This window comes from Delftia lacustris (assembly GCF_040267515.1).
GTDB lineage: Bacteria > Pseudomonadota > Gammaproteobacteria > Burkholderiales > Burkholderiaceae_C > Comamonas > Comamonas tsuruhatensis.
The window spans coordinates 1959530-1984392 of sequence record NZ_CP141274.1 but is presented as its reverse complement, the minus strand read 5'-3'; the positions used below and the strand labels follow the sequence as shown (position 1 = coordinate 1984392).

The window sequence follows — 24863 nt, the reverse complement described above, 5'->3', positions numbered from 1 at the left end:
TGCTTCCTTCCCTTGTTGCAGTGTTGACTTCCGTGGGCCTCAAGGCAGGGGAATGAGGATGCGGAAATCCGTGCGGCCCGGCTGGCTTTCACATTCGATCAGCCCCTGGTGGCGCTGCACGAAGGTCTGCGCCAGCGTCAGCCCCAGTCCCGAACCGCCATCCCTTCCCGATACCAGCGGATAGAAGATCCGCTCCTTGATGGCATCGGGAACGCCTGGCCCGTTGTCGATCACATGCAATTCCAATGCCAACCGGTAGCGTTGGCGACCAAAAGTTACCTGGCGCGCCACACGGGTTCTCAAAATGATCTCGGCATCGCCGGCCGCGATGCGTTCGTGCAAGGCCTGCGCCGCGTTCTGGACGATGTTGAGCACGGCCTGGATCAGCTGTGCGCTGTCGCCCCGGAACTCGGGAATGGAGATGTCGTAGTCGCGCGTAATGGTCAGCCCTGCAGGATGCTCGACCAGCACCAGCGAACGCACGCGCTCGCAGACTTCGTGGATGTTGACGTCACCGACCTCGTGCGGATGGCGGTGCGGCGCCAGCAGCCGGTCGACCAGCGCCTGCAGACGGTCGGCCTCGTGGATGATGACTTCGGTGTACTCGCGCAGCTCGGGCGCGTCCAGATCCATCTGCAGCAGCTGGGCCGCGCCACGGATGCCGCCCAGCGGGTTCTTGATCTCGTGGGCCAGGTTGCGGATCAGCTCCTTGTGCGCCTGGGCCTGCTCGCGCAAACGCTCCTCGCGGTCCTGGCGTGCCTGCTGCTCCAGCGGCCAGAACTCCACCAGCACATGGCCGGGCCGCTCGGCCAGGGAAACCGTGACGTGCACAGGAAGCGCATCGCCCCCCACGCGGTGCAGGCTGGCCTCGAAGCGCAGGGCGGCGAAGTCGTTGTCCTGGGCGCCGCGCAAGGCCTTGTCCAGCAAGGCCGGCTCGGTGAAGCAGGCTGCCAGCTCGCTGCCTTCGAGCATGCGGCGCGACAGGCCCAGTGCGTTCTCAAGGGCCGCGTTGGCGAAAAGCACGGCGCCTTGCTCGTCGAGCACGGTCATCAGCGTGCACAGCAGATCAAGCGCCTGATAGGAGGCCGGGGGCGCCGGCCGGTCGTCCTGGATCATGGCCGGGCTCGCATGGGCCGCTCGGGCCCGTCAGTTCTTGGGAAGTCGATCCAGTTCGCGGCGGATGCCGGCGACATCGCCTTCCTGCCGCGAGATGCTGCTCTTGAGCTGCTCGACACGTTCCAGATAGCCCTGGGGATTGCGCAACTCCAATGCGGTGCGCTGGGGATTGCCATCGTTGTACTCCTGACGCAGCTGTGTCAGCTTCTCCTGGGCGCGGGCCAGCTCGCTTTCGAGGATGGTCCGCGCATCGGAGTCGCGGGCCTTCTGGGCGCTGCTGTTGACCTTGGCCGGAGCGGGCGATCCTGCCGCAGGAGCGGCGGAGGTGCGCGGTGCCTGGCCGCCGCCCGAGGCCGCCGGCTTGCTGCCGCCATGGATCACCGTCACATGCCCGCCGTCCACCGGCTTGCAGTCCTTGGCCTTGGCCTGGCTGACGTTGTTGGTGTACTCGTTGCCGCAGCGGTAGATCACGTCCTGGGACCAGGCTCCTGCCGACAGCAGCGGCAGCAGCAGCGACACAAACAGTTTCTTCATTCCATTCCCTCGGGTAGCCAGATCGGAAGGGCCCGGCTTGTCCGGGCAAGTATCGCTCCATCTTCCGGGCTGGACGTCATTTCTTGAGCGGGACAACCCCTTTTGGTTCCGCGCCCAGCATACCCAGGTCCTGGCCGAAAGCAAAAAAGGCGGCTTGCGCCGCCTTTTTGCCGACCCGCCTTACAGCGAGAAGTACATGTCGTACTCGACCGGGTGCACGGCCTGACGGTAACGGGTCACTTCGCCCATCTTCAGCTCGATGTAGGCATCGAGCATGCTGTCCGAGAACACGCCGCCCTTGGTCAGGAACGAACGGTCTGCGTCCAGTGCTTCCAGGGCCTGGTCCAGGCTGTGGCAGACCGTGGGCACCAGCTTGTCCTCTTCCGGGGGCAGGTGGTACAGATCCTTGGTCGCGGCTTCGCCGGGATGGATCTTGTTTTCCACGCCGTCCAGACCCGCCATCAGCAGGGCCGAGAAGCCCAGGTAGGGGTTCATCAGCGGATCGGGGAAGCGTGCCTCGACGCGGCGGCCCTTGGGGTTGGCCACGTAGGGGATGCGGATCGATGCCGAGCGGTTCTTGGCCGAGTAGGCCAGCTTGACCGGAGCCTCGAAGCCGGGCACCAGGCGCTTGTAGCTGTTGGTGCCGGGGTTGGTGATGGCGTTCAGGGCACGGGCGTGCTTGATGATGCCGCCGATGTAGTACAGCGCGAAGTCGGACAGGCCGGCATAGCCGTCCCCTGCGAACAGGTTCTTGCCATCCTTCCAGACGGACTGGTGCACGTGCATGCCGGAGCCGTTGTCGCCCAGATAGGGCTTGGGCATGAAGGTGGCGGTCTTGCCGTAGGTGTTGGCCACGTTCCAGATCACGTACTTCATGACCTGTGTCCAGTCGGCGCGCTCCACCAGGGTCGAGAACTTGGTGCCGATCTCGTTCTGGCCGGCGCCAGCCACTTCGTGGTGGAACACTTCGACGGGAATGCCCAGCTGCTCGAGCAGCAGCACCATCTCGGCGCGCAGGTCCTGGGTGCTGTCCACGGGCGGCACGGGGAAGTAGCCGCCCTTGTTGCGCGGACGGTGGCCGCGGTTGCCGGACTCGAACTTGGCGCCGGAATTCCAGGGGGCTTCGTACTCTTCGATTTCGTAGAAGGTGCTGCCGGGTTCGGTGTTCCAGCGCACGCCGTCGAAGATGAAGAATTCAGGTTCGGGACCGAAGTAGGCGGTATCGCCCAGGCCCGAGGCCTTCAGATAGGCTTCGGCACGCTTGGCCACCGAGCGGGGATCGCGGTCGTAGGCCTTGCCATCGCCGGGTTCGATCACATCGCACTGCAGGAACAGCGTGGTCTCTTCAAAGAAGGGGTCGATGTTCGCGGTGGCGGGATCGGGCATCAGTTGCATGTCCGATGCTTCAATGCCCTTCCAGCCTGCCACCGACGAGCCGTCGAAGGCGTGGCCCGAGGTGAACTTGTCTTCGTCGAAGTGCGACACCGGCACCGTGACGTGCTGCTCCTTGCCACGGGTGTCCGTAAAACGAAGGTCCACGAATTTGACCTCGTTCTCCTTCACCATGTTCAACACGTCTGCAACGGTCTTTGCCATCAGATCTCTCCTGCCAATCTGGCTGATCAAAAAAGATAAATACTCTTAAGCAGTTTGCGTGCCAGGCTGCATCCATTGAGTGCATGCCCGCAGACTGGCACCTGCTTGGCGCGCCAGCCCCGTGATTCTGCCGCCTTGCGTGGGCGTTGTGGATGACATTGCAGCCTGGCCCGGCCCGAGTGCCCACTCACCAAATCGGTGCAGATTTGGATGAAGGGCCGCAAATCAGATATTGCGCACCAATTCAGGGCCGAGACTTGCACCAAATGAGTGCAGACCTTCCAGCAGCGTGGGCCAGGCCTTGGTGACGGCACCAGCTTCGCCCTTGACACCAAGTTCTATGTGCCGGCCGTGCTTGGAATCATCCACGCTGGGCAGGCTGAACACCTTGACGCCCGGGTGGTCGCGCTCTATGGCCACCATCAGCGGCGTCAGCGTGGCTTCCATGCCGCCGTAGACGATGACCGAATGCTCCCGCTGCACCGTGCTGTGGAAATGCTTGGCGTAGCGCTGCTCCAGCACCCACTCGACCATGGGCCAGGCCATGACAGGGAAACCGGGCACGAAGTGCACCGTGCCGCTGGCGCCCGAACAGGAAAAGCCCGGGATCTTGTTGTAGACGTTGGGGATGATGCGCGCGCCTTCGGGGAAGTTGCCCATCTGCAGCCGGTGCAGGTTGTCGGCCCGCTGGGGCTCGTAGGGCTTGCCTTCCTCGGTGGCCACATCGCGCATGCGTTCGCGGATCAGGGCCACGGCTTCCGGGTGCAGGGCCAGCGGCACGCCCAGGGCCTCGGCTGCGCATTGGCGCGTGTGGTCGTCGGGCGTGGCGCCTATCCCGCCAAAGCTGAAGACCACGGCCTGCGATGCGAAGGCGCGGCGCAGGGCGTCGGTGATGCGTGCCCTATCGTCACCCACGTACTCGGCATGGGCCAGGGACAGGCCACGCGCGCCCAGCAGCTCGATCAGCTTGGGAAGGTGCTTGTCGGCACGCTTGCCCGACAGGATTTCGTCTCCGATGATGAGTGCGCCAACTTGAAGGGTCATGTGGTCTTTTCTTGCGGGGTGGGGGGAACAGGGGCTGTGCCGGAGCCTTGCGGCGCGTCGGGAGCGTAGGGAATGATGGGTGCTTCGGGCAGCGCCGGCTCCTCCTCGCGCATGCGCTGCAGCGCCGCCAGGCAGAAATGGGCAAACCACAGCGAGGAGAAGGCGAAGATCAGCGCATAGATCCAGATGGCCACCGGAATCAGTATCCAGAAGGCTGCAACGAAGACCACGCCCGAGGCCCAGACAATGGCCGGAGCCGCCCCCAGGTAGCCACAGACCACGCCCATGAGCATCAGCGCCAGGCGGTGGCGCAGGAACAGGCTGCGGCGTTCTGGCTTGCTGGCGTGGGCAGACAGCGCGTCGAAGGCCATGACGCGGTAGGTCAGCCAGCCCCAGATCAGCGGGGGGATCACCACCACCAGGGGAGGCACGAACCACAATGGAACCGATACCAGCAACGCGATCAGGGCGATCAGCGAGGAGCCGGCCGACCACAGCAGGCTGCCGATCAGGGTGGCACCCTGCCTGCGCTCGAGTGCCGGAAAGCGCCGTTGCGCCACCAGCTCGACCAGGGCCGGCGTCATGAACAGCGCCACCAGCAGCAGCGAGACCACGACCAGCACCGGCGTGACCGAGAGAACGACCAGCACCGGCGCCACCAGCTCGGGCAGCGATTGCACGCCCATCCAGGACCAGACCGTGTGCAGCCAGCCCACGCCCTGCAGGACTCCTTCCGTCCAGACCACGGCATCGGCCCAGAAGAAGTAACCCAGCAGCCAGGCCGTGATGGCCATGAAGAGCAGGGGAAACAGCGACCATGCAATCACCCGCTTATGCAGGCAATACGCCGTCGCACGCCAGAAGGAATCGAGTAGCAAGCCCATGCCGGCAAGCATACCCCGAGCCCAGCCTCAAGCGCGACCCATCAACCTTAGGAACCCACGCCATTGCTGGGCCCAAAAGCCCTGGCCGTAGTCGCGCAGTTGGCCCTGGGCATTGGGCTGGACCTGGTCGCGCACGCCGGTGGGATCGAAGCGCAGCTCGAAATTGGCGGTGCCGAACAGCATGTCCCACCAGGGCAGCAGCACGCCGAAGTTGTTGCCATGCGCCTTCTTGTTGCGCACGGGCGCCATGGGCTCGTGGCCAATGCCGATGGCGTGGTGGCGGCGGTGAAAGCGCGGGCTGATCCACAGCCGCTCGCCGATGGTGCCGAACCAGACGCGCAGGTTGGCATGCTGGAAGCTCTCGCTGAGCTGGGTGAAGGCCACGATGGCCACGAACTGGCCTGGAGCCACGCCGATGAACTGGGCCACGAGCACGATGATGGTGTCGCGGATCACATCGTCGAGCAGGTGATTGCGGTTGTCGCTCCAGACCGTCATCTGGCGCTGCGAGTGGTGCAGCGCATGCAGCTTCCACCACCAGCCGATGCTGTGCTGGCCCCGGTGTATCCAGTAGTCGAGGAAGTCGAAGGCCAGCAGGTAGATGATCAGGCTGACCCAGGCCAGATCGGTCACGCCGGGCCAGACACCGTCCAGGTGAAAGCTCGGCAGGCCCCAGACATGCAGGCGGCCCATGAGCTCGTCCCACAGCGGGTCCAGCGTGAAGAACAGCGCCAGCCTGAACAGGCCCAGCCGGTGCACCACGGTATAGATGATGTCCACATGGATGGCGCGCCGGTCGGTAACGGGCTCGACTGGCCGCCAGTACTGCAGCGGCGCGATCACGGCCACCATGATGAAGATCTGCAGCAGGCCCACCAGCAGCCAGCCTGTGGCGTCGTAGGCATCCTCCAGCAGGCTGGCCTGTCCCAGCCAAAAGAGCACAGGCTGGACAACGCCCTCGAACAGGCGCTGCTGCGCATTACCGAACCACTGAATCCACCAGTCCACACCACGCTCCCATCGCCCGCCGCGCTGCGCGCGCGGACGTCATGCGAATTTTGCTATCCAATCCCGATAGTCGGGATGCTCCCGCAGCGTGCGGAAGCAGAACCCCTGCTTGAGCAGGCCCGTGATCAAAGGTTCCAGCACGGCCGGTGCCCAGGGGTCCTTGCGTGACCAGATGCCCAGATGGGCCAGCAGGATGTCGCCGCTGCGGATGTTCTTGAGCGCCTGGGCCAGCAGCTGCGCATTCGGGTAGCGGTCGCTGGGCAGCTCGTCGCCCAGAAAGCCTGCGCTGGACCAGCCCACATGCATGTAGCCGCCCTGCCGCGCGGCGTCCAGCAGCGCGGGCGAGGTCTTGCCGCCGGGCGCACGGAACAGCGGCAGGGGCTTGCGCCCGGTGATCTGCTGCAGCCGCTGTGCAGCCCTGCGGATCTCGTCGCAATAGCCTGCCGCATCGACCGTGAAGTTCTCGTTGGCGCGTGGCCCGGCCGAGGGGCGCACGCGAAAGCCCGTGACCGGACCGTTCTTCGAGGCACGCAGATCACCGCGCCAGTACATGTGGTCGTAGGTGTGCGAGGCGAACTCATGGCCTTCGGCGGCGCGTGCGCGCCACCAGGGCGCCCAGGTCTCGCCCAGGCTGCCGTCGCCTTGCTGCGTGCGCTCGTTGGCGGCAAAGAAGGTCACTGGCACGCCATGGCGCTTGAGCACCTCGGCCACCAGGTCGGCAATGCCCATGTGGCCCGTGTCGAACGTCAGGTACACGGTCTTGGCGCAGCCCGTGCCCTGCCCTGCGGCCATCGAGGGGCGCAGCAGGCTGAAGGCGGCGGCGCCAGCCAGCGATTGCGCAAAGAGTCTGCGGTCCATCAGCGCTGCGCGTGGGCCAGTGTCCAGACACCGTGGGGCGACTTGCCGACCTTGACCTGCTGGACCACCTTCTTTTCGACGGTGTCGATCACCGACAGCTTGCGCGCCCAGCGCGAGCTGACCAGCAGGTAGCGGCCGTCGGCGGAAACGTCCATGCAGTCCGGGCCTCCCGGGGCCGGGTAGCTGGCCACGACCTGGTTGGTCTGCATGTCGATCTTGCTGATGGTGTTGGCCACGCGGTTGCTCACATACAGGTGGCGGCCATCGCCGGCGGCACGCATGGCGTGGGCGCCAGCGGCTGTCTTGATGCGGGCCACGCTGCGCGGCTCGGGGCCGGTGATGTCGAACACTTCCACGCCATCGCTGCCGGTCAGGCCGATGAACAGCTTGGTGCCGTCCGGGCTGCCATAGAGATCGGCCGGCATGGGGCCGGTGGGCACGCGGGCCTTGATGGTCTGCGTGGCGATGTCGATGGCCACCAGGGCATCGCTGTCCTGCATGGTGGAATAGATGGTCGTGCTCCTGGCATCGATCCAGAGATGGCTGGGCGTCTTGCCCGTGGGCACGCGCTTGACCAACTGCGGGTTCTGGCCATCCCAGCGGTAGATGTCGATGTGGTTGAGGCGGTTGGCCGCCGTGACGAACCACTTCATGTCCGGGCTGAAGCGCAGGTGATAGGGGTCGATGATGTCGCGGATCACGCGCTGCACCTCGCCCGTGCGCGGATCGACCAGGGTCAGGGTATCGCCCAGCGCATTGGCCACGACCAGCGATTTCTCGTCAGGCGTGAGGTAGAGGTGGTGCGGCTCCTTGCCCGTGGGAATGCGGGCCGTCTCCTGCCAGGTGACCGGGTCCACGATGCTGATGTTGGCATCGAGCGAGTTGAGCACGAAGATGGGCGTGGGGCCCTGGGTCTGCGGCGGCGGCGTGACACGCGCAACAGGCGCAACTGGCGCTACCGGGGCAGCAGAGGCCGCAGGCACGGAAGGCGCGGCGGGAACGGCAGCGGCCTGAGCCGATGCAGCCTGCGCCTGGACGGCTGCAGGCGTGGCTGAGGCCGCACGGGCCGATTTGGATCCGGGCAGGGACGCCACGGCCAGCCAGGCCAGCGCACCGCCGCCCACAACCAAAGCCACAGCCGCGCCCAAGCGCCCGACGGAAAGACGTTTCACAAAGCACCACCTTCTGAGCATCTGCGCAGTGTAGCCGCGCCATTCAGCCCTCGGACGCTCTAGGGCATCGGCTTTTAAAGCTGTGCAAAAAACCGACATTTACGCGACGTTGGCCCGAGATATCGCGACAAGCGCGCCAACCCATGACTTGCATCAAGGCATGACGACAACGCATGAAAACGCAGGCCACAACGACAAAGGGAGCCGGCTGGCTCCCTTTGCAGGCAAGGACCTTGAAAGCGCAACGGCTCTCAGATCTTCCACTTTTCCATGAGCTTTTCGGGACGCAGCGTGTCGTAGTGCTCGAAAGGCTGGTGGATCCAGGGGTTGGTCGGCAGGTAGTCCACCGAGTAGTCGGGCGTGAACGCGGACAGGCCCTTGGTCCAGATCACGGCGCTGCGCAGCTCGGTGATCGGCGGATAGTTGGTCTTGAGCATGGCGATCACGGCATTCAGCGTGTGGCCCGAATCGGCCAGGTCATCGACCAGCAGCACGCGACCGGCAATCTCGCCCTTGGGCGTGGTGATGAAGCGCGCGATGTCCAGATGGCCCTGCACCGTGCCGGCCTCGGCGCGGTAGGAGCTGGTGGACATGATGGCCAGCGGCTTGTCGAAGATGCGGCTGAGCATGTCACCGGGGCGCAGGCCGCCACGGGCCAGGCAGAGAATGGTGTCGAATTCCCAGCCGGACTGGTGCACTTTGATCGCGAGCTTTTCGATCAGTCCGTGGTATTCGTCGTAGCTCACATACAGGTGTTGACCGTCTTCCGTCAGCATGGAATGGCTCCTGGTTCAATCTTGGGGTTCAAACGCCAGCAGTTCACTGGGCGGCGTAGGGGTTTTGCATCAGGATGGTGTGATCCCGGTCGGGGCTGGTCGAAACCATGGCGATGGGCACGCCCGTCACTTCCTCGATGCGCTCCAGATAGCGGCGGGCATTGGCCGGCAGCTTGTCGTAGTCGGTCACGCCCACGGTGGAATCGGTCCAGCCGGGGATGGATTCATAGATGGGCTTGCAGCGGGCGATCTCGTCGGCGCCCATGGGCAGCAGGTCGATCTTTTCGCCGTCCAGCTCATAGCCCACGCACAGCAGCAGTTCCTGCAGGCCGTCGAGCACGTCGAGCTTGGTGATGCACAGGCCCGACAGGCCGTTGACCTGGGCGCTGCGCTTGAGCAGCGCGGCGTCGAACCAGCCGCAGCGGCGCGAGCGGCCGGTGGTCACGCCCTTTTCGGCGCCCACGGTGCTCATGTGCCAGCCCGGCGTGCCTTCCTTTTCCCAATCCAGTTCGGTGGGGAAAGGACCGCCGCCCACGCGGGTGCAGTAGGCCTTGGTGATGCCCAGGATGTAGTGCAGCATGCCGGGGCCCACGCCCGAGCCTGCAGCCGCATTGCCGGCGACGCAATTGGACGAGGTGACGTAGGGATAGGTGCCGTGGTCCACGTCCAGCAGCGTGCCCTGCGCGCCTTCGAACAGCAGGTTGGCGCCTTCGGCGTGCGCGGCGTTCAGCTCGCGGGAGACATCGGCCATCATGGGCTTGAGCAGCTCCGCATGGCGCATGGCCTCTTCGTACACCGCGTCGAATTGCACTTCGCCATCCTTGATGTACGGCTGGAGCGCGTCACCGAAGGTGAAGTTCTTCGAACCCAGCACGTTGACCAGGATGTGGTTATGCAGGGCCAGCAGTTCGCGCAGCTTGGTGGCGAAGCGCTCGGGGTACTTGAGGTCCTGCACGCGCAGTGCGCGGCGGGCAATCTTGTCTTCGTAGGCGGGGCCGATGCCACGGCCGGTGGTGCCGATCTTCTCGGTGCCGCCCTGCTCGCGCGCCGCTTCGCGCGCCACGTCCAGCGCCGAGTGGAAGGGCAGGATCAGCGGGCAGGCTTCGGACACGCGCAGGCGGTCGCGCACTTGCACGCCGGCCTTCTCCAGGCCTTCGATTTCCTCGAACAGCTTGGCGGCCGACAGCACCACGCCGTTGCCGATATAGCACTTCACGCCGGGGCGCATGATGCCGCTGGGAATCAGGTGCAGCGCGGTCTTCACACCATTGATGACCAGCGTGTGGCCCGCATTGTGGCCACCCTGGAAGCGGACCACGCCCTGGGCGCTTTCGGTCAGCCAGTCCACCAGCTTGCCCTTGCCTTCGTCACCCCACTGGGTGCCGACCACGACCACGTTGCGACCTTTGGTAGCTTTCATATTCAAATCCGATGAAATCCGAAGAAATTGACAAATGCGTCAGATGGCTTGCACGGCCCACTGCCCGGCAACCTGCACGAGCTCACGGTCGCAGTGGAACTCGTCCACTTCGCTTTCATGGCCTGGCAGCACGCAGACCACGGTCTCGCCCTGCCGGCGCAATGCCGCGATGGCGGCTGCCACCTGGGGATCGTCGCCCCAGGGCGCACGGATGGCAGCCTTGAGCGGGCGCTCGGGCACAACGGCCACGAGCTGCTTGATGTCCAGGCTGAAGCCGGCGGCGGGCCGGTTGCGGCCAAAGACCGCGCCCACCTCGTCATAACGGCCGCCGCGCACCAGCGCGTCGCTGGCACCCGGAACATAGATGGCGAAGCGCGTGCCGCTGTAGTAGGCATAGCCGCGCAGATCGGCCAGATCAAAGCTCACGTTCACGCCTTCCAGGCGCTGGGCCAGCCAGCGCAGCTGGTCCAGCAGAGGCTGCACGCCTGCCGTGCGCGCCAGCAGCTTCTCGGCGCGGTCCAGCACCTCGATGCCGCCGTACAGCTGCAGCAAGGCCATCAGGCCTTCGCGCGAGGCGACGGGGAAGTCCCGGGTGAGGCGCTCGAGTTCGCTCGCATCCTTGGCGGCCAGCGCGGCATGCACGCCGCGCAGCACCTGCATGTCCACCATCACGCCGGCCAGCAGGCTGCGCACGATGCGCACATCGGCCAGATCGACGTTGATGTCGGTGACGCCCGCGCTGCGCAGGCAGTCCAGCGCAAGGTGCAGTGCCTCCAAGTCGGCTTCCATGCCCTGGTGGCCGTAGATTTCGGCACCGAACTGCAGCGGCTCGCGCGTTGCGCGGGGGCGGTCAGGGCGGGCATGGACGACGGGGCCGCAGTAGCACAGGCGCGTGAGGCCCTTGCGGTTGAGAAGATGGGCGTCGATGCGAGCCACCTGCTGCGTGGTATCGGCACGCAGGCCCATGGTGCGGCCCGTCAGCTGGTCGATGAGCTTGCAGGTCTGCAGGTCCAGCGCCTCCCCTGTGCCGGTGAGCAGGGATTCGAGGTATTCCAGCATGGGCGGCATGACCAGTTCATAGCCATAGCCACGTGCGGTATCGAGCAGGCCTCGACGCAATTCTTCGATGTGCCGGGCCTCGGAAGGCAAGACATCGGCGATGTGATCCGGCAGGACCCAAGCAGACATGGAAAAAGGGGGAGGCTGTTAAAAACGTGATTCTACCGGCTGTTGCGGGCCAGCCCAAATTGGGGGTGTCCCAAGGCCCGCGAGGAGCGTTCGGTATTCCGAATCGATTCGGTGTGCGGGCGCCAGCGGCAGCGCAAGAAAAAACGGCGCCCCAACAGGGGCGCCGTGCATGGGCCGGGCGGCGTTGCCGCTCAGGCGTTCTTACTTTCCAGAGCTGCCGCCGTTGCGGTAGGCCTTGAAGAAGTCGGTCTGCGAAGGATCGAGCACAAGCACGTCGCTCTTCTTGGCAAAGCTGGACTTGTAGGCCTCCAGGCTGCGGTAGAACTGCGCGAACTGCGGGTCCTTGCCAAAGGCGTCGGCATAGGTGCGGGCGGCTTCCGCATCGCCCTCGCCCTTGAGCTTCTGGGCATCGCGGTAGGCGTTGGCGATGGTGATCTCGCGCTGGCGATCGGCCTCGGCGCGGATCTTCTCGCCTTCGGCGGCGCCGGTGGAGCGCAGCTCGTTGGCCACGCGCTTGCGTTCGGCCTCCATGCGACGATAGACCGATTCCGTGATGGTCTCGGCATAGTCCACGCGCGTGATGCGCACATCGACCACGTCCACGCCCCAGGGTTTGGCGCCGCGCACGGTCTCCAGCACTTCGCGCTTGACGTCGTTCATCAGCGCGTCGCGCTTGCTGGACAGAAGCTCGCGCACGGTGCGGCGGTTGATTTCCTCCTGGAAGGCGTTGCGCACCACGCGGTTGAGCTGCATGGCACCGGCCGACTCATCCAGGCCCACGTTGCGGATGTACTCCGACGGATCGGAGATGCGCCAGCGCACGTACCAGTCGATGACCACGCGCTGCTTTTCGGCAGTGAGCATGGGCTCGGTGTCGGTGCTGTCCAGTGTGAGCAGGCGCTTGTCGATGTAGCGCACGTTCTGGAACGGCGGCGGCATCTTGATGTTCAGGCCCGGCTCGGTGATCACTTCCTTGATCTGACCCAGGGCATAGACCACGCCGAACTGGCGCTGATCGACGACGAACAGCATGGAGCTGAGCAGCGCCAGCGCCAGAAGAATGCTGGTGATGAAAAATCCAACTCGGTTCACTTGGGCTGCTCCTCAGCGTGCTTCGCGGTCACGGCTGCGACTGCTGTCGCGGCTGCGCGCATCGTTCGAAAGGCCGGGAATGGCGGCAGGCGCAGGCGCCTGGGTGCTGGGGGCAGCCGAGCCATCGGCTGCCGGCACATTGCCGCTCACGCCTTGCATGATCTTGTCCAGCGGCAGGTACAGCAGGTTGGAGCCCTGGCGCGATTCCACCAGCACCTTGGTCACGTTGCCGTAGATCTGCTGCATGGTTTCCAGATACATGCGGTCGCGCGTGACCTGGGGCGCCTTCTGGTACTCGGTGAACACCGAGCTGAAGCGCTGCGCATCACCCTGGGCCTGGGCCACGATGCGGGCCTTGTAGCCATTGGCCTCTTCCAGCAGACGTGCCGCCGAGCCGGCTGCGCGGGGCACCACGTCGTTGGCATAGGCCTGGGCCTCGTTCTTGGCGCGCTCGCGCTCCTGGCCGGCACGCAGCACGTCGTCGAAGGCGGCCTGCACCTGCTCGGGCGGACGCACGCCGCCTTGCTGCAGGTTGATGCCCACGACTTCCACGCCCACCTTGTAGCGGTCCAGGATGGTCTGCATCAGGTCGCGCACGCGCGGCGCGATCTGGTCTCGCTCCTCGGCCAGCGCCGTGTCCATCTTCATCTTGCCGACGACTTCGCGCACGGCGGTCTCGGCGGCCTGGACCACGGCCTCGGACGGGTTCTTGCTCTCGAACAGCCAGGCACGCGCGTCGCTCAGACGGTACTGGACGGCGAACTTGATCTCGACGATGTTCTCGTCCTCGGTGAGCATGGCCGACTCGCGCAGGCCCGTGCTCTTGATGATGGTGTCGCGCCCCACGTCGGCCGAGCGGATCTGCGTCACGAACACCAGTTCATGGCGCTGGATCGGGTACGGCAGGCGCCAGTTGATGCCGGCACCCACCGTGCTCTTGTACTTGCCGAACTGGGTGATGACGGCCTGCTGGCCTTCCTGGACGATGAAGATGCCCGTGCCCATCCAGATGATGAAGGCAATGCCGGCAATTAGGCCCACGCCCATGCCGGCACTGCGCATGTCCGGCGGCTGGCTGCCACCGCCATTGCGCACGGGCGGCTGCCCGCGGCCACCGCCCGGCTTGCCGCCGAACAGGCCCGAAAGCTTGCGGTTGAGGTCACGCCACAGCTCGTCCAGATCCGGCGGCTGGCCACCCCCACCCGAGGAGGGACGGTTGTCACGGCTGTCGCGGTTGTCGCGTGCGGGTTCCGCAGGCGGCGGCGCAGCGGGACGGTCGGCATCGGGGCGCGAGGCATCGTCGTTCTTGTCGTCGCCACGCCCCCAGCGCGGATCATTCAGGTTGAACATCCCGCGAAGGCGCTGCGGCAGCATCGCCCAGCGATGGGCGCGTTGTGAAAGATTCATGCGAGAAGTCTCGGTTTCTTCGGTAAAGACAGGGACCCAATCGGCATTTTGCCCAATCAGGGCGCTAGCCCCTAGTATTCGGCGTCCTGCCCAGGGGGCATCGCGCCATCCACCTCCCCCTCGCCCCGCTCTTCACCACCATGCGCTTCAGCGTATTCCGCTTCTGCGCGCAGTGCGTGGTCGGCCAGCAGCTGCCGCAGCTGCGGCAGCCCCTCACCGGAGCGGGCGCTGACAAACACCCGTGAAACAGGTAGTCCGTCAAGCTCGTACTGGTCCTGCAACTGCGCTGGAAGCCGCTCTTCATCGACGGCATCGAGCTTGTTGAAAACCAGTACCAGAGGCACCTCCTGGGCACCGATTTCCTTCAGAACTTTCTGGACTTGTTGGATTTGTTCCGGGAAGTTCGGATTGGAGGCGTCAACCACATGCAGCAGAAGATCGGCATCGATCGCCTCCTGCAACGTGGCCTGGAATGCATCGACCAGCCCGTGCGGCAGGTCGCGGATGAAGCCCACGGTGTCCGACAGGGACACCGATTGCCGGGCCTCGTTCAAATACAGCTGGCGCGTGGTCGTGTCCAGCGTGGCGAACAACTGGTCGGCCGCATAGGCCCGCGCCTTCACCAGCGCGTTGAACAGCGTGGATTTGCCGGCATTGGTGTAGCCGACCAGCGAGATGTTGAAGATGCCATGGCGCTCGCGCCGGCGGCGCTGCGTGGCGCGTTGCTTCTTGACCTTCAGCAGCCGTTCCTTGGTACGCTTGATCGATTCGTCGATCATGCGGCGATCCAGCTCGATCTGCTTTTCGCCAGGGCCGCCGCGCCCGCCGATGCCGCCCATCTGGCGCTCCAGGTGGGTCCAGCGGCGCACGAGGCGCGTGGCCACGTATTGCAGGCGCGCCAGCTCCACCTGCAGCTTGCCTTCATGGCTGCGGGCGCGCTGGGCGAAGATCTCCAGGATCAACAGGGTGCGGTCGTTGACCGGCATCTGCAGATGGCGCTCCAGATTGCGCTGCTGGGCCGGGCTCAGGGCCTGGTCGAACAGCACTTCCTGGGCCCCGTGCATCTGGGCGAGCATGCGGATTTCGTCGGCCTTGCCGCTGCCCACGAACAGCGCCGCATCGGGCACCTTGCGCTTGCAGGTCAGGCGTGCAACGGGACGCAGGCCGGCCGTGCCGGCCAGCAGGCCCAGCTCTTCCAACTCGCCATCGAAATGGGGAAAGCCGAAATCCACGCCCACCAGCAGCACTGGCGTTGGCGTGGACCGGTCAAAAGATTCAGAACTCAAGAAAAACCTCTCCCGAAGGGTGAGGAAGCTCCCCGGCTGTGCGGGGAGGCATCAGGGCGCAGCGAGCTCAAGCGCTGGCGTCGCTGCCGGCAGCTTCGGCCGTGGAGAAGTTCACGGCGCGGCCGGGAACAATGGTGGAGATGGCGTGCTTGTAAACCATCTGGGTGACGGTGTTGCGAAGCAGAACCACGTACTGGTCGAAGGATTCGATCTGGCCTTGCAGCTTGATGCCGTTGACGAGGTAGATGGACACCGGCACATGTTCGCGGCGCAGCGCGTTCAGGAACGGGTCTTGGAGGAGTTGGCCTTTGTTGCTCACGATATTCTCCGTGTTCGAAGAGTGTTGTTGTAAACCGACACCTTACCACAGTGTTTTGGGCCCCCTGTCTGCACAAGGGTTTTCCCCAAATTCCGTGGCTTGTTATTTGTCCTTGTCGGCGAAAGGATTATGAGAGGTTTTCAACTCGATCCGCAACGGCGTGCCGACCAAATTGAATTCCTTTCGGAACCGCCCCTCGAGGAAGCGCTTGTAGGCCTCCGTCACATGCTCGAGCGAATTGCCGTGTATGACGATAACCGGCGGGTTCATGCCACCCTGGTGCGCGTAACGCATCTTGGGTCGGTAGATGCCTGTCTTCTTGGGCGTCTGGAACTGCACGGCTTCCATCAGCAGGCGCGTGAGCACCGGCGTGGGCATCTTGCAGGTGGCTGCCTTGTGCGCCTGGATGATGGAGTTCCACAGCGGACCCAGGCCCTGGCGCTTCTCGGCCGAGATGAAGTGCATGGGAGCGAACTTCAGGAAGGACAGGCGCGTCTCGATCGAGCGCTCCAGCATCTGGCGCTGATAGTCGTCCACCGCATCCCATTTGTTCACGGCCAGCACCACGGCGCGGCCGCTTTCCAGCACGTAGCCGGCAATGTGCGCATCCTGATCGGTCACGCCCTGCGTGGCATCGATGAGCAGCAGCACGACGTTGGCGCTCTCGATGGCCTGCAGCGTCTTGACGACGGAGAACTTCTCGATGGCCTCGAACACCCGCCCCTTGCGGCGCAGGCCTGCCGTGTCGATGAGTTCGAACTTCTGGCCGGCGCGCTCGAAGGGCACGGAGATGGCATCGCGCGTGGTGCCCGGCATGTCGAAGGCGACCAGTCGCTCCTCGCCCAGCCAGGTGTTGATCAGCGTGGACTTGCCGACGTTGGGGCGACCGGCCACGGTGAGGCGGATGGGCTTCTGGGCCACATCGTCGAAGGGGTCGTCTTCCTCGGGTTCGGGCAGGTTGAGCTGGCCCAGGGCCAGGTCGACCAGGCCGCGCACACCCTGTCCGTGCGCGGCGGAAACCGGCAGCACTTCGCCCAGGCCCAGTTCGTAGAACTCGGTCAGCTGCACGCCTTCCTTCATGCCCTCGGCCTTGTTGGCCACGAGCACGCAGGGCTTGCCCAGACGGCGCAGGTACTTGGCGATGTCATGGTCCTGGGCAGACATGCCCAGGCGCGCATCGACGACGAAGACCACGACGTCGGCCTCGGCCACGGCCTGCTGCGTCTGGCGCGCCATCTCCTTGAAGATGCCGCTGGATGCATCAGGCTCGAAGCCGCCGGTGTCGATCACGATGTATTCGTGCTTGCCCTGGCGGCCCTGTCCATAGTGGCGGTCACGCGTGAGGCCCGCGAAATCCGCGACGATTGCATCCCTCGACTTGGTCAGCCGATTGAACAGCGTCGATTTGCCCACATTGGGTCGCCCTACCAGGGCAATAACTGGCTTCATTCCCGAAAATACCTATCAATCCGGCCGGAAGCCGTACACAGTTCCGCTGCGGCTTACCACCACCAGCGTATTGGCAGCCGATACCGGGGGCGAGGCCACACCGGAGTCGTCCGTCTTCAATCGTGCCAGCGCCTGTCCGTCCGTCTTGGACAGCAGGTGCACCACACCATAGTCATCACCAAACACCACCGAACGGCCCAGCATCAACGGCGCCGTCAGGCGGCGGTGCTGCAACTGGTCGATGGACCACACGCGCGAGCCGTCGCCGCGGCGCCAGGCCTGGACGGTGCCATTGCTTTCGGCGCCGAACACGGTCTCGCCATCGCCGTCGATGCCGTCGGCACCCTTGGACGGCTGGGTCCAGCGCACCGATGCATTTTGCGTATCCACACAGCCCACGGCAGCCTGGAAGGCGCGCGCGCAGACGCTGTCGCCGACACGGCTGACGCGGCCGACGAGGTCCACCAGGCGCTCCACGTCATTGGTGCCGCGCGGGCTGGCCAGCGGGGCCTCCCAGCGCACGGCACCTGTGTCGGGATCGATGCCCACCATGCGGCCCGACAGGCCGGCCACCAGGGTGTTGCCCACGGCGATCAGAACGCCGGGCTGGCGCAGCACCAGGGGCTCGCCCGGGCGCTGTGCGGTCCACAGCTTGCGGCCGTTGGCGGCATCGAATGCGGCCAGCGAGCGGTCGGCCGCCAGCACGAAGACGCGGCCGCCCGCCACCAGCGGCGGCGTGTAGGCGGCTGCGGGCAGCGGCTGCTTCCACAGCTGCTTGCCTTGCGAGTAGACGATGACCTGGTTGCTGCGCGTGAGCACGGCCTGGCGCTGGGCGTCGCCACCCACGCCGGCAGTCAGCGGCTCGCCAACGGTGAAGCGCGACAGCTGGCTGCCATTGCGCGCATCGAGGGCCGTGACGCTGCCGTCCTTGGCCGCGATCAGCAGCGTGTCACCCTGCACATGGATGTCGGTGGCCAGCGGCACTTCGGCGCCCAGCTTGGCCGTCCAGGCCTGGTGCACTGCCAGCAGGCCGGGGTTGGCCCCCAGTTCCTTGGGCTTGGGCTTGGTGTCGCTGCTGAACCACGAGGAGACCGTGGAGCAGCCGCCCAGGGCACCGGCCAGCAGGCCCAGAGCCATCCAGCGCGCAACGCCACGCGGGCGCGAGATTGCCATCAGTTGATCTGCCGAAGTTTTCAAGGTTGCTTCTCCGAGGTCGAAGTCTTGGCCTGTGCCAGCACGGTGGGCGTGGCGCCCAGGGCGTTGAGCTTGAATTCGATCAGGCGTCCGTAGTCCACGCCCTTGTCCAGGAGCGCATGGGCGCGCTGGTAGGCGTCGATGGCCTCGGCCGTCTTGCCCTGGGCCGCAAGAATGTCGCCGCGGCGGTCGGCCACGATGCCGGCGAAGGATTCGGGCATGCTGCCATCCAGCGCCTTCAGGGCTTCGTCGTACTGCTTTTGCTGCTCCAGCACGGCGCTCAGGCGCAGCTTGGCCAGGGCCTTGTAGCCTTCGTCGCCCTTGTCGGCCACCCAGGTCAGGGCTGCCTTGGCATCATCGAGCCTGCCTTCGTCCACTGCGGCCTTGGCCAGCAGCAGGCCGGCCTGGGCTGCCTGCGTGGTGCCGGCGTACTTGTCCTTGAGATCGGCAAAGGCCTGGCCGGCGCGCGCCGCATCCTTGCCTGACAGCGCCACATCGACGGCATGCGCCAGAGCGGCAGCCTGGGTGGCCTGGCGCTTTTCCCAGTACTGGTAGCCATTCCAGCCGGCAAAGCCGACAAAGATGACCACAAGCACACCCGTGATCAACGTGCCCCAGGTATTCCAGAAATGCTTGAGCTGCTCTATCTGCTCTTGTTCTTCGAGATCGAAATGGTTTGCCATGAATCGCCTGTGTCGCCTTGTGTATGGAGGACGCCGCTGGAGCGGTGGCCTGGAAAGCTGCGGATGACGGTCAAACCGCCGATTGTAGGGTGGCAGCCCATTGGGCCGCATCGGCCAGGGCTTGCTGCACCTGCTGGCCCGTGCCGTCGCGCAGCGACTTGACGGTGACCAGGCCCTGCTGCAGCTCGTCGGAGCCGAAGATCAATGCGAAATGCGCGCCACTGGCGTCGGCCTTCTTGAACTGCGACTTCATGCTGCCCAGGCCTTCGGCGCTGGCCGCATGCATCTGCACGCGCACGCCGGCCTCGCGCAGCTGCTGCAGGGTGCGCAGGGCCACGGGCATGGCCGACACGTCGGGAACGATGGCGTAGGCATGCAGCGTGGGCGCGGGGATGTCGGCGCCCAGCTCCTTGACGAGCTCCAGCACGCGCTCCACCCCCAGCGCCCAGCCCACGGCCGGCGCGCTCTTGCCGCCCACCTGCTCGATCAGGTAGTCGTAGCGGCCGCCGGCGCAGATGGTGCCCTGCGCGCCCAGCATGTCGGTGATGAACTCGAACACCGTGAGGTTGTAGTAGTCCAGGCCGCGCACCAGGCGCGGATTCACGGTCCAGGGCACGCCATTGGCGTCCAGGATGGCCTTGAGTCCGTCGAAGTGGGCCAGCGAGCCCTCGCCCAGGAAGTCCAGCAGGCGCGGCGCCCCGTTGACCATGGCCTGCATGGCGGGATTCTTGGTGTCCAGCACGCGCAGCGGGTTGCTGTACATGCGGCGCCTGGCCTCTTCGTCCATCACGTCCTGGTGCTGCTCCAGGTAGGCGATCAGGGCCTGGCGGTGGGCCTGGCGCTCCTCGGGCTGGCCCAGGCTGTTGATTTCCAGGCGCCACTGCGTCAGGCCCAGCTGCTTCCACAAGGAGACGGCCAGCAAAATGAGCTCGGCATCGACATCGGGGCCGGCAAAGCCCAGGGCCTCGGCACCGATCTGGTGGAACTGGCGGTAGCGGCCGCGCTGCGGGCGCTCGTGGCGGAACATGGGACCCATGTACCACATGCGCTTGCCGCCGTCGTACAGCAGGTTGTTTTCGATGGTGGCGCGCACCAGGCTCGCCGTGCCTTCTGGGCGCAGCGTCAGGCGCTCGCCATTGAGCTTGTCCTCGAAGGAGTACATCTCCTTTTCGACGATGTCCGTCACCTCGCCGATGCCGCGCACGAACAGTTGCGTGTGCTCGACGATGGGCGTGCGCACGTTGCGGTAGGCAAAGCGCGCCATCAGCTCGCGCACCTGCGCCTCCAGCCATTCCCAGCGAGCGGACTCGGCGGGAAGAATGTCGTTCATGCCTTTGACGGCGGAGAGTTTTTCGGGTTTGGCCACGTTGTTCTCGTTCGATGAATGCTCGGAAACAGGAGCGGACCCCGCCTTTTGCGCTCCATGCTCCCACGCGCATCCCGCGTGAGACCCCATGAAACAAAGCGTGGTGTGCTATCTATTTTGCAATAACTGCAATGCCTGGCGCAGCCGCTCAGGCGGGTGCGGCAGCGGTGGTGCCATAAGTGCGCGCCACATAGTCTTCGACCAGGGTCTGGAATTCCTCGGCAATGCGCTCGCCGCGCAGCGTCAACGCCTTCTCGCCGTCAATGTAGACGGGGGCAGCGGGCGCCTCGCCCGTCCCGGGCAGGCTGATGCCGATGTTGGCGTGCTTGCTCTCGCCAGGGCCGTTGACGATGCAGCCCATCACGGCCACCTTCATGGCCTCGACGCCGGGGTACTTCATGCGCCACAGCGGCATCTGGCCGCGCAGGTAGTCGTCGATGCGCTTGGCCAGCTCCTGGAAGGTGGTGCTGGTGGTGCGGCCGCAGCCAGGGCAGGCCGTGACGCTGGGCACGAAAACGCGCAGGCCCAGGGCCTGCAGGATTTCGGAGGCAACCACCACTTCCTGCGTGCGCGCCTCACCGGGCTGGGGCGTGAGCGAGACGCGGATGGTGTCGCCAATGCCTTCCTGCAGCAGCACGGACAGCGCGGCGGCCGAGGCCACCGTGCCCTTGGTGCCCATGCCGGCCTCGGTCAGGCCAAGGTGCAGCGCATAGTCGCAGCGCTGCGCAAGGGCCCGGTAGACCGAGATCAGGTCCTGCACGCCGCTGACCTTGCACGACAGGATGATGTTGTCGCCGTTCAGCCCCATGGACTCGGCCAGGCGCGCGGAATCGACGGCCGAGGAGATCAGCGCCTCGAACATGACCTGGCGCGTATCCCAGGGCTGGGCGCGGCGCGAGTTCTCGTCCATCAGGCGCGCCATCAGCTCCTGGTCCAGCGAACCCCAGTTGACCCCGATGCGCACGGCCTTGTCGTAGCGGGCTGCCGCCTCGATCATCTGGCCGAACTGCTTGTCCTTTTTCTCGCCCTTGCCGACGTTGCCAGGGTTGATGCGGTACTTGGACAGCGCCTCGGCGCAGGCCGGGTATTCGGTGAGGAGGCGGTGGCCGTTGTAGTGGAAGTCGCCCACCAGCGGCACGTACTCGCCCATGCGGTCGAGCTGCTCGCGGATGTAGGGCACGGCAGCGGCTGCCTCGGGCGTGTTGACGGTGATGCGCACCATCTCCGAGCCGGCCTGGGCCAGCTGGCGCACCTGTATGGCCGTCTCGACCGCGTCCACCGTATCGGTGTTGGTCATGGACTGCACGCGCACAGGCGCATCGCCGCCCACGGTGACGACATTGTTGCGCCAGACCACGCGGGCCTGGCGGGACTTGCGCGGCAGCGGCGAGGCAATCGCTATCGGCTGCTGCGTGGATAGGAAATCTTGCACGGTCACTTCACCTCAAAGCGGGCCACGTTGTCACGGGTGGTCTTGGCCACTTCCAGCAGCTCACCACGGACGCGCACTTCGGTGCCGCTGGCATTGCCGACGATGACAGACAGCGGCAGCGCACCTTCGGCGCCAACCGACTCACCTGCCGCCAGCGTCTTTTGCAGCACCACGCGGCCGTTGGCATCCTTGACCTGCACCCACGATTGTGCGCTGGCCTTCATGACCAGCACGCCACCAGGCGTTTGCGCGGCCTGGGTTGCAGGAGTCGCCGCTGCGGCATCGGCGGGCACATCGCCAGGCACGCCGGCTGCGGGAGCCGCTGCTGCAGGCGCCTGGACGGCTGGCGTTGTTGCAGGCGCTGCAGGTGCAGGTGCAGGTGCAGGTGCAGGTGCTGCAGGCGCCGCCCCTTCGGAGGCTGGCGCTGTCACTGCGGGCGCCACAGGCTCCTGGGCAGCCACGGGCTCGGACACGGTTGCGGCCGGCGACACCAGGGCAGCGGCGTCGGAAGAGCCGGCCTGCGGCTCCTCGGCATCGCCTTCGTGCTTGGGCAGGAAGTACACGGCGGCGGCAGCCGCCAGCAGCAGCAGCACGATGATGGCGACCTTGCGCGAACCGTTTTCGCGGCCCAGCGGTGTTCCGGTGGCCTTGAAGGAGCGCTCCTTGAACGTGGCATTGATGCTGCCGCGATCATCGGCCAGGCTCTTGAGCTGGGTGCGCGGCAGCAGGGCCAGCACCGAGGCCGAGTCCACGCGCAGCGTGCGGCAGACGCTTTGTGCCAGGGCCCGCATGAAGACATGGTCCTGGAAGGCGGCATAGTCATCCGCCTCCAGGGCCTCCAGCTTGGGTGCCGGCACCTTGAGCGCCGCCGCCAGCCCGGCCAGCGACAGGCCTGCCGCCTCGCGCGCCTGGCGCAGCAGCGTGCCCGCCGTCATGGAAGTTTTGGCGTTCTCGCCTTGCGTACCTGCTTCGTCATGCACCGCCAACACCTCACTCATTGAATGCTCCACGCTCGTAGGCCAGCCATTGGCGGGACTCCGGGAAGCGCTGGTGCAGCTGGTCGGCCAGCTGCCGCATCGCTGCAGATTGCTGCAGCGCCCTCTCTATCTTGATGCCCAGCCACAGGCTTTCCGCGTTGGACTGGGGGCTGCTGTTGAGGCGGCGGATGTAGAACTGCGCCCTCTTGGCGTCGCCCCCCTGCAGCATCACATTGCTCAGGTGATAGGCTATCACCGGGTTTGCGGCGTCGAGTTCATAGCCCTTGAGCAGCGCCTGCTGGGCCTCGACCAGCAGGCCGGCCTGCTGCAGGCACAGGCCCTTGGCCATCCATGTCTTGGGACGCTCCAGGTAGCCGGGCTGGGCCAGTGCCTTGTCCAGCCATTCCTGGGCCTGCACATACTGCTTGCGCTGGCACAGCAGCCACCCGTAGTTGTGCTGCAGGTCACCGTCCTGGGGGCGCAGCGACATGGCCTTGCGCAGGCTGGCATCGGCCTGGTCCCAGTCCTGGTTGCGCATGTAGATCAGGGCCAGCAGTCCATAGCCATCGGCGGAACCGGGGTCGGAGGCCAGCGCCTGGTTTACCTCTTCCAGGGCCACATCGATACGGCCGGCCTGGAAGTAGGAAGCCGCCAGCTCCAGGCGAATGGCCGCGCGGCGACGGGGATCGACCTCGGCGGCCGAGGCCATCGAGGCATTGGAGACGGACGAAGCATTGCCGGAGCCTGAATTCGCCGAAGGCACCAAAGGTTGCTTGCCGGCGCAACCGGCCAAGGCAAGGACCAGCACCGGCACTGCCCAGCGCATGCATCCACCGATACCCCCCGATCGCAGCCGCCGAGCCACTGACTTCATGAACTGTCCCTTTGTTCCGTAGGTCCTCTCAAGGCATCTGCTTGAGAACAATGGTGCGCTGCTTTGCCATGCGCTCGGCAGCGCGCGTGCGGTCCTTGACATCGCCAGCCAGCTGTCCGCAGGCTGCGTCGATGTCGTCGCCACGTGTCTTGCGCACCGTGGTCACAATGCCGGCATTGCTCAGCAGGCTGGCGAACTCCGTCACCCGCGCTGCAGGTGAACGCAGCAGGCCCGAGGCCGGGAAGGGGTTGAACGGAATCAGGTTGAACTTGCACCAGCTGCGGCCGTCGCCACGTGCGCGGACCAACTCTATCAGTTGGCGCGCATGCTCGGGCTGATCATTGACGCCATCGAGCATGCAATATTCGAACGTGATGAAATCGCGCGGCGCGAACTCCAGGTAGCGCTCGCAGGCATCGAGCAGCTCGTGGATGGGGTACTTGCGGTTCAGCGGCACCAGCGGGTCGCGCAGCTCGTCGTTGGGTGCATGCAGCGACACGGCCATGGCCACGGCGCAGTCCTGCGACAGCCTGTCGATCATCGGGACCACGCCCGAGGTGGACACGGTCACGCGGCGGCGCGAGAGGCCGTAGCCATGGTCATCCAGCATCACGCGCAGCGCCGGCACCAGGGCCGTGTAGTTCTGCAGCGGCTCGCCCATGCCCATCATCACCACGTTGGAGATGACGCGCTCGCCGCCCGTGCCCAGGCGCTTGCGCAGCGCATGCTCGGCATACCAGAGCTGGGCCAGGATCTCGCCCGTGCTGAGGTTGCGGCTGAAGCCCTGGTGACCCGTGGAGCAGAAGCGGCAGCCCACGGCACAGCCGGCCTGGGACGACACGCACAGCGTGCCCCGGTCATCTTCGGGAATGAAAACGGATTCGACGGCATTGCCGCCCCCCACGTCGAACAGCCACTTGACCGTTCCATCGGCAGACACATGCTCGGTCAGAACCGGCAGGGCCGTGATGTGGGCACGCGCCTTGAGCTTTTCGCGCAGGGACTTGGCCAGATCGCTCATCTGGTCGAAATCGCTGGCGCCTCGCTGGTGGATCCAGCGGAACAGCTGCGTTGCGCGGAAACGCTTCTCGCCGAGCTGTTCGCAATAAGCGGCCAGTCCGTCGAGATCAAAATCTAGCAAATTGGTATTCATGTCGGCAGGCCGGTGCCACGCCGCTCTCGGCTCTT

The 24863-nt window shown here is 65.5% G+C and carries 23 protein-coding genes; all 23 read right to left on the bottom strand.

Annotation, left to right across the window (positions count from 1 at the left end; translation table 11 throughout):
* Positions 1-39 precede the first annotated feature (39 nt).
* The 23 genes from glnL to rlmN all read right to left on the bottom strand — a co-directional run bounded on the left by glnL (position 40) and on the right by rlmN (position 24828).
* A complete protein-coding gene (gene glnL / locus U6958_RS10390; RefSeq protein WP_016447543.1) occupies positions 40-1116 on the bottom strand; it encodes a nitrogen regulation protein NR(II) in 1077 nt (358 codons plus the stop codon).
* A 30-nt stretch (positions 1117-1146) separates the two neighbouring features.
* Complete coding sequence (locus U6958_RS10385) at positions 1147-1650, bottom strand: hypothetical protein (RefSeq protein ID WP_017404153.1); 504 nt, start codon at positions 1648-1650, stop codon at positions 1147-1149.
* Positions 1651-1830: 180 nt separating this feature from the next.
* Positions 1831-3246: a type I glutamate--ammonia ligase gene (gene glnA / locus U6958_RS10380; RefSeq protein ID WP_074920959.1), complete on the bottom strand. Its 1416-nt coding sequence runs from the start codon at positions 3244-3246 to the stop codon at positions 1831-1833.
* A 225-nt stretch (positions 3247-3471) separates the two neighbouring features.
* Positions 3472-4290, bottom strand: a complete 819-nt coding sequence (locus U6958_RS10375) for a molybdopterin-binding protein (protein ID WP_016447545.1) — start codon at positions 4288-4290, stop codon at positions 3472-3474.
* Positions 4287-5186: an EI24 domain-containing protein gene (locus U6958_RS10370; protein WP_016447546.1), complete on the bottom strand. Its 900-nt coding sequence runs from the start codon at positions 5184-5186 to the stop codon at positions 4287-4289. Before U6958_RS10370 ends, U6958_RS10375 begins: the two co-directional genes overlap by 4 nt.
* A gap of 15 nt (positions 5187-5201) precedes the next feature.
* Positions 5202-6182, bottom strand: a complete 981-nt coding sequence (locus tag U6958_RS10365) for a sterol desaturase family protein (RefSeq protein ID WP_016447547.1) — start codon at positions 6180-6182, stop codon at positions 5202-5204.
* 39 nt (positions 6183-6221) lie between these two features.
* Positions 6222-7040, bottom strand: coding sequence for a polysaccharide deacetylase family protein (locus U6958_RS10360; protein WP_017404151.1), 819 nt, complete (start codon positions 7038-7040; stop codon positions 6222-6224).
* Entirely contained in the window at positions 7040-8233 is a 1194-nt protein-coding gene (locus tag U6958_RS10355; protein WP_074920960.1) for a beta-propeller fold lactonase family protein, read from the bottom strand. The genes U6958_RS10360 and U6958_RS10355 overlap by 1 nt, the downstream gene beginning before the upstream one ends.
* 230 nt (positions 8234-8463) lie before the next feature.
* Positions 8464-8988 (bottom strand): phosphoribosyltransferase, encoded by a 525-nt coding sequence (locus U6958_RS10350; protein WP_012206807.1) that lies wholly within the window; start codon positions 8986-8988, stop codon positions 8464-8466.
* Positions 8989-9031: 43 nt separating this feature from the next.
* Positions 9032-10408 carry an adenylosuccinate synthase gene (locus U6958_RS10345; protein ID WP_074920961.1) on the bottom strand — a complete coding sequence of 459 codons (1377 nt, stop codon included), beginning with the start codon at positions 10406-10408 and terminating at the stop codon, positions 9032-9034.
* Positions 10409-10447: 39 nt separating this feature from the next.
* Positions 10448-11596 (bottom strand): ATP phosphoribosyltransferase regulatory subunit, encoded by a 1149-nt coding sequence (locus U6958_RS10340; RefSeq protein WP_016447551.1) that lies wholly within the window; start codon positions 11594-11596, stop codon positions 10448-10450.
* A gap of 201 nt (positions 11597-11797) precedes the next feature.
* Positions 11798-12688 carry a protease modulator HflC gene (hflC, locus tag U6958_RS10335; protein WP_016447552.1) on the bottom strand — a complete coding sequence of 297 codons (891 nt, stop codon included), beginning with the start codon at positions 12686-12688 and terminating at the stop codon, positions 11798-11800.
* 12 nt (positions 12689-12700) lie between these two features.
* The gene (gene hflK / locus U6958_RS10330) at positions 12701-14095 is read right to left on the bottom strand and encodes an FtsH protease activity modulator HflK (RefSeq protein WP_016447553.1); all 1395 of its coding nucleotides are present in this window, start codon (positions 14093-14095) and stop codon (positions 12701-12703) included.
* A 71-nt stretch (positions 14096-14166) separates the two neighbouring features.
* On the bottom strand, positions 14167-15381 hold the full coding sequence (hflX, locus tag U6958_RS10325; RefSeq protein ID WP_016447554.1) for a GTPase HflX: 1215 nt from the start codon (positions 15379-15381) through the stop codon (positions 14167-14169).
* 67 nt (positions 15382-15448) lie between these two features.
* Positions 15449-15700 carry an RNA chaperone Hfq gene (hfq, locus tag U6958_RS10320; protein WP_012206813.1) on the bottom strand — a complete coding sequence of 84 codons (252 nt, stop codon included), beginning with the start codon at positions 15698-15700 and terminating at the stop codon, positions 15449-15451.
* A gap of 102 nt (positions 15701-15802) precedes the next feature.
* On the bottom strand, positions 15803-17149 hold the full coding sequence (gene der / locus U6958_RS10315; RefSeq protein ID WP_016447555.1) for a ribosome biogenesis GTPase Der: 1347 nt from the start codon (positions 17147-17149) through the stop codon (positions 15803-15805).
* A gap of 15 nt (positions 17150-17164) precedes the next feature.
* Entirely contained in the window at positions 17165-18322 is a 1158-nt protein-coding gene (bamB, locus tag U6958_RS10310; RefSeq protein ID WP_016447556.1) for an outer membrane protein assembly factor BamB, read from the bottom strand.
* A 20-nt stretch (positions 18323-18342) separates the two neighbouring features.
* Positions 18343-19026 carry a tetratricopeptide repeat protein gene (locus tag U6958_RS10305; protein WP_016447557.1) on the bottom strand — a complete coding sequence of 228 codons (684 nt, stop codon included), beginning with the start codon at positions 19024-19026 and terminating at the stop codon, positions 18343-18345.
* Between the two features lie 70 nt (positions 19027-19096).
* On the bottom strand, positions 19097-20356 hold the full coding sequence (gene hisS / locus U6958_RS10300) for a histidine--tRNA ligase (RefSeq protein ID WP_212646543.1): 1260 nt from the start codon (positions 20354-20356) through the stop codon (positions 19097-19099).
* Positions 20357-20540: 184 nt separating this feature from the next.
* A complete protein-coding gene (gene ispG / locus U6958_RS10295; protein WP_016451290.1) occupies positions 20541-21824 on the bottom strand; it encodes a flavodoxin-dependent (E)-4-hydroxy-3-methylbut-2-enyl-diphosphate synthase in 1284 nt (427 codons plus the stop codon).
* Between the two features lie 2 nt (positions 21825-21826).
* A complete protein-coding gene (locus U6958_RS10290) occupies positions 21827-22822 on the bottom strand; it encodes a RodZ domain-containing protein (RefSeq protein ID WP_074920962.1) in 996 nt (331 codons plus the stop codon).
* Complete coding sequence (gene pilW / locus U6958_RS10285; RefSeq protein WP_174538864.1) at positions 22815-23675, bottom strand: type IV pilus biogenesis/stability protein PilW; 861 nt, start codon at positions 23673-23675, stop codon at positions 22815-22817. The genes U6958_RS10290 and pilW overlap by 8 nt, the downstream gene beginning before the upstream one ends.
* Positions 23676-23703: 28 nt before the next feature.
* The gene (gene rlmN / locus U6958_RS10280; protein WP_017404144.1) at positions 23704-24828 is read right to left on the bottom strand and encodes a 23S rRNA (adenine(2503)-C(2))-methyltransferase RlmN; all 1125 of its coding nucleotides are present in this window, start codon (positions 24826-24828) and stop codon (positions 23704-23706) included.
* Positions 24829-24863: the final 35 nt, after the last annotated feature.